This window comes from Viridibacterium curvum (genome assembly GCF_039544165.1).
GTDB classification, from domain to species: domain Bacteria; phylum Pseudomonadota; class Gammaproteobacteria; order Burkholderiales; family Rhodocyclaceae; genus Viridibacterium; species Viridibacterium curvum.
Genome location: NZ_BAABLD010000017.1, coordinates 559537 through 574667, shown reverse-complemented (window position 1 = coordinate 574667; position 15131 = coordinate 559537). Strand labels below are relative to the sequence as shown.

Genomic DNA, 15131 nt, shown 5'->3' with positions numbered 1-15131 from the left:
TGCACCAAGCGATTACACGAAGTGTGCGCAGAACACGGGGGCTACTTGTACCATGAGCGGCACGCGCTCGGTTGCGCTCGGAAAATCGGGCACGTTCGTATATGCCACCAAGACGGGTAGCTTTGCATGTACTGGCAGTGCTTTCCCCAGCAACAGCTTCGGCACTTCGGCATGGTGTTCGTACGCACCGACGGCAAGTGCTTCGTCGAGCTCTTCGTCAAGCGTGTCTTCAAGCAAGGCCTCCAGTGCGGCGTCGAGTGTTGCAAGCAGCGCCGTGCGGTCTTCATCTTCCAGTGCAGCCTCTTCGGCTAGCGCCAGCAGCCAGAGTAGCTCCTCTGTCAGCAGCGTGGTGGCTTCTTCAAGCAGCTCCACGTCGTCTGCACCGCAGACCTTGTCGCGCTACAACCTCAGAGGGTTCGCGACGCTCCCGGGCGACAGCACCAGCGGGCTGCTGGCTGGCGGTGTGTCGGGTGGCGGCGTGATTGCAGAGACCGATGCGGCTTACGCGAAGGTGCGCACGCCGCTTGAACTGGCCAATGCGCTGGTCGCCGCCAACAAGAAAGGCACGATCAAGGTCATCGAGATCATGAACGACCTGAATCTGGGCTGGAACGAGATCGGCGCCGAAGTGCAGAACCTGGCTTCCACGCCCTTCACGGCGGCGGCGGCCCCGAAGCTTCATCCGGTGCTGCTCAAATCGGGTGTGAGCAGCATGCAGATTTCGCCCAAGGCTGGCGGGCTCACCATCTTCTCGGCCAATGGCGCGACCATCCGCCACGCCAACTGGTCGATCCGCAATACCCACAACATCATCATCCGCAACCTGAAGTTCGATGAATTGTGGGAGTGGGATGAGGCCAGCAACGGCCACTACGACAAGAACAACTGGGACTTCTTCACCATCGGTGTGGGCGGCGGGCGCGTGCATCACGTCTGGATTGATCACTGCACTTTCACCAAGTCGTATGACGGAATCATCGATACGAAGGGTGGCGCGAGCAACATCACGTACTCCTGGAACACCTACATCGGCGACGACGGCGAGACCAACCCCAACAGCTTTGTACGCCAGCAGGTCAATGCGCTGGAGGCATCCAAGTCTTCCTACCCGATGTACAACTTCCTGCGTACGCGCGGCTTCTCGGTCGAGGACATCGTCAAGATCCTGCAGGGACCGGACAAGACGCAAGCCATCGGCGAGCTGTCCAAGGATTCGTCCAACCCGTTGGCCTCGGTGACATTCCATCACCAGTACTACCTGAACACCTGGGATCGTCTGCCCAGGCTGGCGGGTGGTCAGGCCCACAACTACAACATCTATGTCGACGACACCAAGGTGCTCGCAGCCAAGCGCTTGCGCAAGGCCCGTTATGACGCCATGAGCGCCGCTGACCAGCTGAGCTTCACCAAGAACTACAGTTTCGACCCACCCATCAACGGCAGCATCTCGACCGAGGATGGCGCACTGCTGGTGGAGAAGTCGGTGTACGTCGATACGATCTGGCCGCTGCGCAACAACCAGACCGACCCGAGTGATCCCAGCTATACCGGCAAGATCCTTGCGACCGACACGGTCTACGTCTTCCACAACGAGGATGGCACCACCATCAACTCTCGTGGAAGCAGCACCGATGCAGGCAGCAAGCTCGGGCCTTTCCAGGCCACGATCAAGCCCTTCTCCTGGAACACCGCGAACGGGGCTGCGCCGTACAGCTTGCCCGCGTCCGCCTACGACGATCCGATGAGTCTGCTCGATGTCATCAAAGCGGGCGCCGGCGCAGGGCGTCTCACATGGGACAGGCAGAACTGGCTCAAGACGGCGTACTGATTCCCCGGTTCTCACAACTGGCGTAAGCATCGGGGGGGGGCGGCAGTTGTGACGCGAAATGTTCAACCCCCTATGGAGTTGGTGGTTTCTGATGTCCGGCCACGCAGGCCGGACATCACCGTCTGATTCCAGATATTCCAACAATATGAAGCAGGAGACAGCATGAACAAGTACAGATTGGTTTTACCCGTTCTCGCGTTTGTTGCAACACAGGCAGGCGCTGTCACGGACTACCCCGCTGGATACACAAAATGCGCGAAGCTCGGCGAGTCGTGCGTCATGACGGGGACGCACAAGGTTGCCCTCGGCAAGTCCGGCTCGTTTGTCTACACGACGCTGACGGGCACTTTCACGTGCGCATCGTCGGTTTTCCCGGCAAACACCTTCAGCAGCTCGGCGGTGTGTTCGTATGATCCGGCCACTGCCAGCTCGTCAAGCAGCTCGACGAGCAGTTCAAGCTCCAGCAGCGTGCAAAGCTCGTCCTCCGCAAGCAGCGTGTCGAGCAGTAAATCGTCGTCGTCGGTCGCCAGCTCTGTTTCATCCAGCACATCAAGTGCTGCGTCCGGCACGGTCATCGATGCACGCACACTGACGGGCGCCAGTACACCCTTCCAGTCCGAGCTGTATGGTGTTCGCAATTACTCGGCGCCGGTGAAGCTCTCCAGTGGGCACGACCCGAAGAACTACAAGGCCGCCCCCAAGCTGCCAACATGGCAGTTCGCGTCGTCAGACCCTACGGGCGGAAAGCTCAGCTTTGAACGCGAGGTCGCGCCGAGCAACGGCTGGCATTCGTTCTCGCGAAAGGGCAAGGTGAGTGTCACGGGCGGTTCCGCCGCGACAGCAAATCGCGTGTACACAGTCTTCAACGGCCAGCAGCTTGTTGCGGCCATCAACGAAGCGAAGAACGATCCGAAGATCATTCGTGTGGTGGGCCACATCGATTTGCGTTGGAGCAGCAACAACACGGTGTTCAAGGAATACACCAGCTTCTCGGATCAGAAGTTCGGCGGCTCGATCATGATTCCGTCCAATACCACACTGGTCGGGATCAACGATGCGCAAGGTCGCCCGGCTCGCTTCACCGGGACAACCCTGCTGGTTGGAGCCGAGTTGCCGCTGGCTACGGGCGGCGATCCCAAGACGGACCTCACCGCGTGGATTGCGTCGGGCAAGGATGGGGAAGACTACCCGACCTGGACGCGCAACATCATCATCCGCAATCTGGTGATCGATACGCCCTGGGATGTGAATCCGGAAGGGTCCGCCGATGCCTATGCAGACGGCATGACGCTTGCGCGTGCGCAGAACGTCTGGATCGACCACATCACGATGTCTGATGGCACCGACACGCCGGACTCCGCTGCGTCGGACACGCGCCATGATGGCCTGCTGGACATCGTGCGCGGCTCGGACTACGTCACGCTGAGCAACAACTACTTCACGCGCCATCACAAGACCACGCTGATCGGAAATGGCGATGCCGATCGCGCCTGGGGTGACGATGGCCGTTTCCACGTGACGCTGTTCGGCAACTGGTGGGACAACCTCCAGGCGCGTCTGCCGCTCAATCGTTTCGGTCAGGTGCACATCTTCAACAACTACATCACGGGCAGCACCTCGACCAAGGACTCCGACCTCAAATTCATGAGCGGATCCGATGCGCGTTATCACTCCAACCAGTTGCTGCAGAATAACTACTACAGCTTCTCCGGGCTCAAGCTCTCTGATGCCTGCGGCAAGGTGATTACCGGCAAGGACTACACCGGCTTCCGCTCCTCGGGTCATCTTTTCGTGAGCGACAAGATCGACGTTGGCCTCAACATTCCCGCTGGCACGGTCACGGCATGGGATGGGCAGTGCGGCATGACTGCGCCCACGGGCGCAAACGTCTGGACGCCACCTTACAGCTTCACGCTGGCCGCCACATCGTCGGTGCCCGCATCTGTGCAGGCCAATTCGGGTGGAGGCAAGCTGAAGTAATCGCCGGAGTTCACGAACCGGGTTGCTGACAAAGCACGGTCGCCTGCAGGCGACCGTGTGCGTTTTCCGGGGGCATGAACGCCAGTGATCAACAAAGAAGAGGAAATCAAACATGGAGACAAATATGAAACGGAACAAACACCCGGTTGCAAGCCTCATGCGCCGGTCTTTGCTTGTGTCAGCCGTCTTTGCTGCTGTGTCGGCGCACGCGGCGGTATCGGGTTGCGGAACCAGCTGCACGGACTATCTCCGGCCCAATGTCGAGGCCGTGCCATTGACGCAAGCGCGCATCGACGCAAGCGCAGGTAGCCTGGCCAAGGACTTCACGACCTACCTGGCAGCCTCGAAGAAAGCGATGGACGCTGACAAGGCGACACTGCGCAGTGAGCGGCAAGGTTTGTCTTCGGTGCCCAAGTCGCGTGCGTCAGACAAGTCTTCGCCCGATACCATGCCGCTTTCCGAATCGAGCAGCTACTACGCCGGCAGCAAGGCGCTGGGCATCGCAAAGGAAATCATTTCCTTTCAGACGCCCGCAGGCGGCTGGGCGAAGAACATGCCGCGGACGGGCGCCTTGCGTCTGAAGGGCCAGTCTTTCAGCACCTATACCGTGAACCCGGCGACGACGGCTTACGAAGACTGGTTGTGGGTGGGCACGCTGGATAACTCCGCGACCTGGACTGAGCTGCGCTATCTCGCCAAAGTGCAGGGCGCGCAAAGCTCGGATCGCGCTGCGATTCAAGCCAGCATAGTCAAAGGCGTCAATTACCTGCTCAACGCCCAGTACCCGAGCGGTGGCTGGCCCCAGGTGTACCCGCTGGCTGGCAAGTATCACGATGCCGTCACCATCAATGACGACGCCATGCTTTCCGCAATCAAGCTGCTGCGCGAGATTGGCTTGAACAGCAACAAGGACTTTTCGTTCCTCGATGCCAGCCTGCGATCAAAAGCCGCAGCCGCCGCAGACAAGGGCGTTAACTGGCTCCTGACCAACCAGGTAAGCATCAACGGGAAACTTACCGTCTGGGGCCAGCAGCATGATGCCTTGACGCAGAAGCCGACGCCCGCCCGCACCTGGGAGATGGCTGCGCTGACGGCGCAGGAGAGCGCGAAGATCATGTCGTTCCTGATGGCGCTGCCCAGCCCGGACGCGCGCACGCGCGCCGCCGTCTATGGCGCTGCTGACTTCTTCAAGGCCACGCAGATCAACAACAAGAAATGGAGCTCTGGCAAGTTCATCGATGCCAGCGGCACCAACTCCTGGGCGCGTTTCTACGATCTGGCGTTCTACACACCGACGGATGCCACGGTGAGCAAGCGCGCCAGAGCCCTGTTTGGCGACAAACCGGAACTGCACGGAAGCAATGAGTACGGTCTGGTCTTCACATCCCTCGCTGCGTTTCCTGCAGAAAGTCTGGGCTATGCCTGGTACGGCAGCACAGCCCAGTCGGTGCTGACCCGCTTCAGCGACTGGAGCGCGAAGAACGCGCGTCCGTAGTTGCATGACGAACCGGGGGCGCTCGTCGAGGCCCTCGGTGTCGGTCGGTTGATAAGCGAATTCTGACCCCATTGTTATGCAGAAACAGAATCGCTCTGAGAGATATTGCAATTGCGATTCTCGATCTGGACTTCAAGAATGAAGCTCCCTGCCAGAAAGCAGGTCAAGTAAAACATTCATGGAGACAGATCAATGAAACTCGTAATGCTGGCAGCCACACTTGCGCTGCTATGTGCGCCCTATGTCCGTGCGGCGACAGATGCGCCAGACGGCTACACCAAATGCGCGAAGAACGATGGCTCGACGTGCACGATGACGGGCACTCGCCAGGCGGCGCTGGGTAAGTCCGGTAGCTTTGTGTACGCAACGAAGACTGGTAGTTTCGTTTGCGTTGGCAGTGCATTCCCGACCAACAGTTTCCCGACCAATGCGACTTGCTCTTATGGGCCCACAAGTACTTCGTCGTCGGCCTCCTCGTCCACGTCTTCCGTCAGCTCATCGGTCAGCTCTTCGTCATCCCTGTCCTCAAAGTCCTCTTCGAGCAGTTCCAGTAGCTCCAGCACAGTGCAATCCTCCGCCTCCAGTTCGAGTAGTTCTGTGGTGTCGTCCGGCGCCCTGCTGAGCTCTGGCGGCTGGAATGAAGTGGCGTTCGCAAGCTGGAAGCCTGTGTCGGGCGCAAGTTCCTACAACGTCTACGTCAAAGCTGCGGGGGCTGCGGATTCGACCTACAAGAAGATCGATGCGCCTTTGGTGAGGCAGTACGCCAGCTCCTATCGCGCCGATGTTCCGGGGCTCGCCGCCGGTAGCTATGTGCTGAAGGTGGTGCCTGTATCCGGAGGGGCCGAGAACGGCGCTGGTGCTTTCGTGACGAACAGCCTGACTGTGTCGGCGCACAAGCGCGAAGGCTTCGCATTTTCGCAAACCTCGCCCGCCAAAACAGGCTCCGGTGGTTATACGGACAATGGCACGCCGGCTTCCAACGCGCAGATCCTGTACGTCACCTCCAGCAACTTCAACAGCGTTGCACTGGATGTCATCACGGGCACGGACGGCCGAAAAACTGCGGCAGTGGGGATGGAGCGGATCATGTACTACCGCGCGAAGGGGTTCGACAAGACTCCCCTGATTGTGCGCGTCATCGGCTTGATCAAGGCAGCTGACGTCAAGGCCGGGCTCAAGGACGGGGTCTATCTCGGGCTCAAGGGTGGTGGCACGAGCGCGCTGATCAGCAATGTGACCGTCGAAGGCATCGGTGACGATGCGACGTTCCATGGCTTTGGCATCTACCTGGGCAACACGCAGAATGTCGAGATCCGGAATCTCGGCATCATGTTGTCGGGACCTGGCAACGACGCGATCTCCATGGAAGGCAACAACCACAACATCTGGGTGCACAACTGCGACCTCTTCTACGGGCAGCCCGGCAGCGATGCCGATCAGAAGAAGGGCGATGGCACCATCGACATGAAGTACGACACCTCGTACGTGACGATTTCCTACAACCACTTCTTCGACAACGGCAAGACGACCTTCGCGGGCGGGGCGACGGAGAGCAACCCGATCTACTTCACCTACCACCACAACTGGTTTGATCACAGTGACTCGCGCAATCCGCGCCTGACGCATGCCACCACGCACATCTACAACAACTACATGGACGGCAATGCCTCGATGAGCGTGTTGAGCACGGGCACCTCGTCGGCCTTTGTGGAAGCCAACTACTTCCGCAACAGCAAGTACCCTATGATGATCAACCTGCAAGGGACAAACTATGTGTTGTGGCCCAATGGCGAAGCGAACGGCGGTGGCTTGATCAAGGCTTACAACAACATCGTTGTTGGCGCGACGGCCCTGGTTTATCAAACCACCAACGCAACCGAGTACGACGCATATCTCGTGACCAGCCGCTCGGAGCAGATTCCCTCGTCCGTGAAGAGCAAGGCCGGGAACGCCTACAGCAACTTCGATACGGCTCCCACCATGTACGCCTATGTGCCGGATGCGCCCGGAAGTGTGCCCAACATCGTGAAGGGCGCTGCCGGACGTCTCGGCGGCGGCGACTTCAAGTGGGTCTTCACCGACGCGGATGACACGCTGACCGACATCAATGAAGGGCTCAAGACCGCGCTGACGAACTACCAGTCCAAGCTGGTCGCGGTGGGCAAGTAACCAATCAGCATTCCGAGTTTGGCAAAACGGGGCTCCGATGGAGCCCCGTTTTCTTTTTGGTGCCCGCCGCATTGGACTCGGGCGGGCGGTTGTCCGATTGACAAGGTGGCAAAAACAGACCAGGCGCGCCGCATGAGATTCATTTTGCAAACAGGTGCATTTGCGATTTTTAAAGATTTTGCTTTGTAAATGAATCGGTTCTGGCCGAATCAATGTCTGGGCGCTACAGTCAATTTGCAAAAACTAAATATTTGTCATGAGTATGTGCGGCGTCTTTTCGCGCAACTTCGTGGCAGGAGTCTGGAGAGAGACATGAGTAGGTTCGATATTCGCCTGGGCGCGACAGCGCTCGCAATTCTTGCGCTGGCAGCGTGCGGTGGAGGCGGTGGTTCAGGTAGTGGCGCAGGTGCAGCTGCGGCGTCTTCCGCAGGCGGAAGTTCTAGTGCAGCCTCGTCCCAGGCATCCAGTTCCGTGTCATCTCTGGCCTCCAGTTCGGCTTCATCAAGCAGTTCGTCGTTGGTGACCGGTTCAGCTATTTGTCCGGCAATCTCCCTTGCTGCAGTGGATGCGAAGACCTTGACGGGTTCGAGCACGCCTTTCCAGTCAGCTGTGTATGGCATTCGCAGCTACTCGGCACCCGTGAAAGATTCGAACGGGCATGACCCCGCCAACTACAAGGTCGCGCCCAAACTGCCAACCTGGCAGTTTGCGACGGTCGATCCCACTGGTGGCGCATTGACCTCACTGGAATGTGACGTGGCGCCAGACAGCGGCTGGCACACCTATCGCCGAACGAGCGGCACTGCCGCGACGATTACCCATGGCAAGGTGGTTGTCACAGGTGGCCGCAACGCGGCCGCCAATCGCATCTATACCGTGTTCAATGGGCAGCAGTTGATTGCGGCCATTAATGAGGCCCAGAACGAGCCGAAGATCATTCGCGTTGTCGGTCATATCGACTTGCGCATGAGCGACAACAACGGCACGTTCAAAGAGTACACGAGCTACCTGGATCAAAAGTTCGGCGGATCAATCATGATCCCGTCGAACACCACGCTGGTTGGTATCAATGGCACTGACGGGAAGCCGGCACGCATTACGGGGACCACAATTCTCGTCGGCAGTGAGCTGGCGAATGGCGCCATTGATGCTGAAACGGGTTTCAAAGCCTGGATCGCTGCGGGCAAGGATGGCGAGGATTACCCGACCTGGACGCGCAACGTCATCATTCGCAACCTTGCCATTGATACGCCGTGGGACGTGAACCCGGAGGATTCCGGCAATGCCTATGCGGATGGCGTGACAATCTCGCGCGCTCAGAACATCTGGGTGGACCACGTCACGATTACCGATGGCGACACGCCGGATTCCCTGGCCTCGGATACCCGTCACGATGGAGCGCTCGACATTGTTCGCGGTTCGGACTACGTGACAGTCTCCAGCAGCTTCATCGGTGATCACGGCAAGGTGATGCTCGTTGGCAACGGCGACAGCGGACGTGCATGGAGCGACGCCGGTCGTCTGCATGTCACGCTCAACCAGATCTGGTGGAAGGGATTGACCTCGCGCCTGCCGCTCGTGCGCTTCGGGCAGCTGCATACATTTAACACCTTGATGGAAGGCACCACCGGAACAGCCACTTACGGTCACAAGTTCGAAGGCGGGCTTGATGTGCGCTATCAGTCCTCGGTGTTCCTGGAGAACAGCTTCCATTACTTCACCGGGCTCAAGCCCAAAGAAGTATGCGGCAAGCTATCGGGCGGCAAGGATGGCCTGGGCTTCCGGGTGACTGGCGCGCAGTTCATCAGCGACAAGACTGACGACGGCAAGGCTTGGACGGGCGGGCCTATCGATGTCAGTGCGGCGTTGGCGGCAGCTGCGTGTGCCGAGGTTCCCGCTGCCGACATCGCCTGGACGCCGCCTTACGCCTACACTGCCCTGGATGCCAACAGCGCTCGCGTCAAAATCGAAGAGGAGGCAGGGGCTGGTCGCGTTGGCATGTTCAGCACCAAGGGCACGGCTCGCAGCATTGCCAGCGGTTCATCCTCGAGTACGTCCAGCAGTAGTTCATCGGCAACGTCATCCGCGTCTTCTTCTACTTCTTCGGTTGGCTCGTCTGCCTCATCCTCCGTGGCGTCTTCCGCGTCAAGCAGTACGGGGGTGTCGGTCGCTGCGGGCGTAACGGGGACCTGGACGGAGAGCTTCTCGGCCAGTAACGCGAGTGCTTTCTTCACTACTGCTTACGCTGCGCAACCCGATGATGCGGGCAAAGCCATGTACCGCAAGACCGGGGGTACGGCCACAGTAGCCAGCGATGTGCTCACGATGGCAGGCCTGCGCTTCACGGTGGGTGAGCGTGGCAGCACAGGCACCACGGCAACCAGCACGCCGGGCGGCATCTTCACTATCAACGGCAAGACCTGCACCCTGACGATCGATGTGGGAGTCGCGGGATCCGGTACTGGCAACTTCCAGCTGGCTGTCGATAACAACAGCACGAGCAACAGCAATAGCAGTTCGCCTCATGGATCCAACTCGCGCGTGGTCGATGTCGCCATTGGTACGCTGACGGTCGGGACGCACAGCTGGACATTTGCGCTGAACACACCTACCTATTCGGGCGGATCGTTCTTCCAGCTGCGCACAGAGTCCAGCGCGACGATAGGTCTCAATAGCGCCAGTCTGAGCTGCAACTGACGTCGATTGTTCTCCAGGCGCAGGCGAACCCGCGGATGGGCCGATGCAAATTCGCGGAGCGCTTGGCTCACCATTCGAGAAGCAGCATTCGCGCTTACGGCGGCTCTTCGTGCGCAAGGAAGAGCCCCGGGCGTCGGCGCGCGCGCAGCGGTCGACATGGTTTGGTGGGGTGCGGCGCCGCAGCAACAGAATTCATAAGCCTGCCCGGCAAAATTTCGCCGGGAAAATTCATCGCGGTACCCAATAATCAGGCAACTGCACAAGCTACTGGATGTGGCTGTGCACCATAAAAGCAAGCATTTGGAGGGATTCAGGATGTACACACCGCGTTCTCAGCTTCTGGCTACGTTGATCTGCATGAGTCTTGTCGCCTGCGGCGGTGGCGGCGGCGGCGGTGGTGGCAGCGCCACCGCCGCGGTCTCCAGTAGTTCTTCCACGAGCGCTGCCTCGGCCTCGAGCAAGACGTCAAGCAGTGCGTCCTCGGTCTCCAGCAGCGCCTCTTCCGCTTCGAGCAGTCAATCCAGCAGCGCCGTGAGCAGCGCGCCACTCCTGTCGCAGTCGGGTAATCCTGCGTCTGCCGAGCTGGATACTTACAAGGTCTTGCTGAGCACGGCCGCTGATGACGCAAGCAAACTGACTGCCGACAAGGCCAAGGCAGACATCATGCTGACCTGGCAGACCGCAGAAGGCGGCTTCTACAAGCATCTCACCGACTTCAAGAACACCGCGAGCAAGAGCAAGACCGAGCTCTATGTCACTGCATGGACCACGGGCAGCAAGTCCTCCTCCTGGCTGGGCGTGAATGGCGAGAGCCTGGGCACTATCGACAACGATGCGACCACATCAGAACTGTTTTTCCTGGCTGATGTGTATAAGCGTAGCGGTGATACCAAGTACCGCGACGCCGCCCGCAAGACGCTCGATTTCCTGCTCACGATGCAATATGCATCAGGCGGCTTCCCGCAGGTTTATCCGGCGCGTTCAGCGGATACGCCTTACTCCAACTACGTGACCTACAATGACGACGCCATGACCCGCGTGATGCTGGTGTTGGAGCAGGTCGCCAAGAAGGTTGCGCCTGTCGATAGCGCCGACCTCTTCACTTCGGATCAGTACGCCAAGCTTTCTTCAGCCATCGACAAGGGTGTGGACTACATCCTTAAATCCCAGATTGTGCAGGGCGGGGTGAAGACGGTGTGGTGTGCGCAGCATGACCCGGTGAACTACGCTGCGCTCGGTGGCAGGGCGTACGAATGGCCGTCCAAGAGCGGTAAGGAATCGGTCGGCGTAGTCGGCTACCTGATGAGTCGGCCGCAAACCACCGAGATCAAGGCTGCTGTGCAGTCGGCTTTGGCCTGGTTCCGTAGCAGTGCCGTGCAAGCGGTGGACAAGGCTTATGTCAACCGAGCCTCTGGCAGCACTGACATTACCTACAACCCGATCCAGACCCAGGCCGGCAGCGTGATGTGGTATCGCTTCTATGATCTGGACAAGGACACCCCGTTCTTCAGCGGCCGTACTCCGAATGGCAGCGACTGCACCACCCCGGCGCCTTTCACCACCTGCACCGGGAAGCAGTACGACATCATGGCTATCGAAGCCGAGCGTCGCTATGGCTATTCATGGGGTGGTGCCTATGCTGCGACCCTGCTGACTTACGCCAGTTCGGTAGGTTATTGAGTCGCAACCCGGCGACCAGTGCTACGTCACTGGTCGCCAGCCCGGCTGTGCGGAGGCAGGCCGGGCGTTCGTTGCGGCTCTCGCCATGTTTATGGTCAAACGCCTTAGCACTGGCTCGGCACACGGCTCAGTCGGCACGCATAAGCCGCGATCACGGTGCAGCCACATGCACCGCACTAGGTGCTGGTGACCCTTCCGGTTGGTGCCAATGTCACGGCAATTGTCGAAATGGATCTGGCTTGCAGACGGGTCGGGTTCGACGAAGGCCAGAACGAACTTTCTGTGCCTCATGACCTCCGTTTTGCAGGGCAATGCTGAGTCGGCTGCGCGACGCTGCGGGGTACGCAATCCCATGCGATATCGGCAAACATGGCAGTTGGTCAGAGTATGCAATCCGGGTTGTTGCGCCGATTGCCACAACCGAAAGTCACGGTCGAAATCTCGTTCAGCCAATTGATAAAAAACGAAAGGGCGTTGCATGCCGCACTGCTTAAACTGATTTTGAACCTTGTACGACGCAAGGCATGACAAGATCAGGAGACAGAGATGAGTATGCAGACACAGGTCTGGAAGTCGATGTATGCCGACGCCCCCAGGGCCGGAATCGTAGCGTTGACGCTTGCCCTGCTTGTGGCAGGGTGTGGTGGCGGTGGAGGTGGGGGCGGCTCTTCGTCGCCCGCCGCTTCAGGCAGTTCAAGTAGCGCAAGCAGCACAAGCAGTTCAAGCCAGAGTTCCGTTGCGTCCAGTTCCGCATCTTCTGTTTCTGCATTGGCGGCTCCTGTCGAGTTGCAGGTGCCCACGCTGGCTTACGATGACTCCCAGATCACGCTGGTCTGGAAGAAACCGGATAGTTATTCCGGTATCGTTGATTACAACGTTTATCTCGGCGGCAAAAAGCTTGGCAGCGCTGCGTCAAACAATCTGACGAACTCTCCCGCTGCGCCCTACATCCAGGCTTTCTACGCAGCGGATACGGCCAAGTTCCATGTTCCGGTGACGTATCACAACTTCACAGCAAGCGGGCTGAAGCCTGATACCGAGTACACCTTTACGGTGCGCTCGGTGAACGCCAAGGGCGAAGAGTCGGCAGACAGCATTGCCCTGAAGACCCGGACGGCCTCGACGTTTGCCAAGGTTGTCGATGTGGCAAAGCTGGGGGCGAAGGGTGATGGCGCGACTGTTAATACCGCAATCATTCAGCAGGCAATTGACGACTGCGCCACCGCGTCCACTTCGGCTTACGGGTGCAAGGTTGTGATTCCCGGCGCGGACGCTAGCGGTAAGGTCTTCGTGACAGGGGCCCTGTTCCTGAAGAGCAACATGACGCTGGAGATCGCGGAGGGGGCTACCTTGCGGGCGTCGTCAAACTCGGCTGACTTCCCGCTCAGCAAGGGTTACCAGCTGTACAACTTCTTCAACAGTACGGTGGATGACCGTCGTCCGCCATCTGTGTTGAATCTGCTGTCGACAGACCATATGAATGGTTCAAAAGCACTGACGGACCATCAGGGCAACGACGACTCGCGTGGTGTCTTCACTAACGTCCGCATCACCGGCAAGGGGGCGCTGGATGGAAGCGGCTGGACTCCGGATGGCGTCACACGCAAAGATGAACTCGGCAACGATTTGCCCAACTACCTGAATAGCAGCGCGAAGAACTGGAAGGCCTACGGCTTGCTGGTCAAGAGCCAGGTCGAGGCAGCGCAGGCCGAAGTAGGCGGTACGTTCACGGGGTCGCAGGAAACGGAGTTCTACAACCAGCGCCGTTCGAGCCTCGCCACCTTCCGCGGCGTTAAGAACATCCTGCTGAGCGGCATTACCTTGCTGAATCCTGCCAATCACGGGCCGATGTTTCTGGAGAGCGAGAACGTTGTCTTTGCCGGTACGATTTCCAAGACGTATGACATCCATAACGCCGATGGTGTCGAGTTCGGCAGCAGCAGCAACGTCATGGCGTACAACAACTTCCTGGATACGGGCGATGACTGCATCAACTTCGCGGCTGGCCAGGGCCTTGACTACGAGACCAAGGGGCATCCGTCCGAGAAGGCCTGGATCTTCAATAACTACATGAACGAGGGGCATGGTGGCGTGGTGGCAGGAAGCCATACTGCTGCCTGGATTCAGGACTTCCTGGTTGAAGACAACGTGATGTTCCACACGGATAACGGCCTGCGCATGAAGAGCCAGCCAGCGAATGGCGGCGGTGCTCGGCGGATCGTGTTTCGCGACAATGCGATGAAGGACATGAGCACCAATGCCTTCATCATGACGCTGAGCTATAGTGCTGCCGCCCTGCCATTCACCAAGGCCGGCAAGTCGGCCCAGTTCCGCGACATCACCATCAGCAACGTTTCAGTAGACAACATCCTGAGTGGCAGCGCACCGATCCAGGTAGATGGCTATGCCGGCACCGACACCACATTGGGCTACCCTGAAACCTTCCATGAAAACGTGAGCTTCAAGTCGGTAAAGTTCACCAACGCCAAAGTGGCCACCAAGATCAGCCGCCTGAAGGGAAGCAGCTTCACGGATGTCACGGTGACCAACAGTCCGGATCCGTTCTGGGTGGTCAGCGACTCGCCTGATGTGACGTTTACCGGCGTCACCGGGAAGTGATGTACGGCGTTCTTCCCTCGCTGGATTGGGGCAAGAGGTTCGGCGTGATCAAGCCCCGTTTGCGGCGGGAATAAACGCCTGAATGTGCGCGGTGTTGGCGGGATGTGGCCGACGCCGCGCAGCGGAGGCGGTAGCTAGGCCGTATGGTTGGCAGGCTACCGCGTCCCTTTTTCTTTTCCTTTTTCCGTCGGGTTTGCATCCGGGCCATTTGGTCGGAGGCCTGCCTGAGCACTCGTACGCCCCTTGATTGTCGGGGCACTCACCCAAGCTAGCCCAGCCAGCTATTTGCACGAGCCATGAGGACGCGACTGCAGAGCTTCGTCCGTTGCCGGGACGGCCCGCTGGTCAGTTTGCACGCCAAAATTATGCGGCTTGCGCAGGTAGGCGCGCCTTGGCTCGTCTGCAAGTCAGTTCGACAGCTAAGGAATCACAGGTGGCTTGGCAGCGCAGACGAACGCTGTGACTGAAGCAGGGGAGTGCGGGACAAAAAATTGGCGACCGTTACGGTCGCCACAAGAAGAGCAGCTACACACTGTGGGAGGAAAGCGCTGCTCCAGGAGGGGTAAAACCAGTTTCTGCCAATGCTTTGCAGTGATCTTCCGGTTTTGCGTTGGATCTCTGTCTGGTTGAGTAGTCGGAGTGATCGACTATCGAGGTTCTATC

9 protein-coding genes are annotated in these 15131 nt (G+C 59.0%); 7 read left to right on the top strand and 2 right to left on the bottom strand.

Features of this window, described 5'->3' with window-relative positions; genetic code table 11:
- Positions 1-12: 12 nt before the first annotated feature.
- Entirely contained in the window at positions 13-372 is a 360-nt protein-coding gene (locus ABEA02_RS19110; RefSeq protein ID WP_345534700.1) for a hypothetical protein, read from the bottom strand.
- On the opposite strand from ABEA02_RS19110, the gene ABEA02_RS19105 reads away from it, so the two are divergent.
- Positions 350-1828: a hypothetical protein gene (locus tag ABEA02_RS19105; protein WP_345534699.1), complete on the top strand. Its 1479-nt coding sequence runs from the start codon at positions 350-352 to the stop codon at positions 1826-1828. The genes ABEA02_RS19110 and ABEA02_RS19105 overlap by 23 nt on opposite strands.
- A gap of 326 nt (positions 1829-2154) precedes the next feature.
- Here the strand turns inward: ABEA02_RS19105 and ABEA02_RS19100 are convergent, their stop codons facing one another.
- Complete coding sequence (locus ABEA02_RS19100) at positions 2155-2466, bottom strand: hypothetical protein (RefSeq protein WP_345534698.1); 312 nt, start codon at positions 2464-2466, stop codon at positions 2155-2157.
- Positions 2467-2479: 13 nt separating this feature from the next.
- Between ABEA02_RS19100 and ABEA02_RS19095 the strand changes: the two genes are divergently transcribed.
- The 6 genes from ABEA02_RS19095 (at position 2480) to ABEA02_RS19070 (ending at position 14468) form a co-directional block, all read left to right on the top strand.
- Complete coding sequence (locus ABEA02_RS19095; protein ID WP_345534697.1) at positions 2480-3808, top strand: pectate lyase family protein; 1329 nt, start codon at positions 2480-2482, stop codon at positions 3806-3808.
- A 124-nt stretch (positions 3809-3932) separates the two neighbouring features.
- A complete protein-coding gene (gene pelA / locus ABEA02_RS19090; RefSeq protein ID WP_345534696.1) occupies positions 3933-5303 on the top strand; it encodes a pectate lyase in 1371 nt (456 codons plus the stop codon).
- 192 nt (positions 5304-5495) lie between these two features.
- Positions 5496-7472 (top strand): pectate lyase family protein, encoded by a 1977-nt coding sequence (locus ABEA02_RS19085; RefSeq protein WP_345534695.1) that lies wholly within the window; start codon positions 5496-5498, stop codon positions 7470-7472.
- 519 nt (positions 7473-7991) lie between these two features.
- Positions 7992-10169, top strand: a complete 2178-nt coding sequence (locus tag ABEA02_RS19080) for a pectate lyase family protein (protein ID WP_345534694.1) — start codon at positions 7992-7994, stop codon at positions 10167-10169.
- A 315-nt stretch (positions 10170-10484) separates the two neighbouring features.
- Positions 10485-11849, top strand: a complete 1365-nt coding sequence (gene pelA, locus ABEA02_RS19075) for a pectate lyase (RefSeq protein ID WP_345534693.1) — start codon at positions 10485-10487, stop codon at positions 11847-11849.
- Between the two features lie 546 nt (positions 11850-12395).
- Positions 12396-14468: a glycosyl hydrolase family 28 protein gene (locus ABEA02_RS19070; protein ID WP_345534692.1), complete on the top strand. Its 2073-nt coding sequence runs from the start codon at positions 12396-12398 to the stop codon at positions 14466-14468.
- Positions 14469-15131 lie beyond the last annotated feature (663 nt).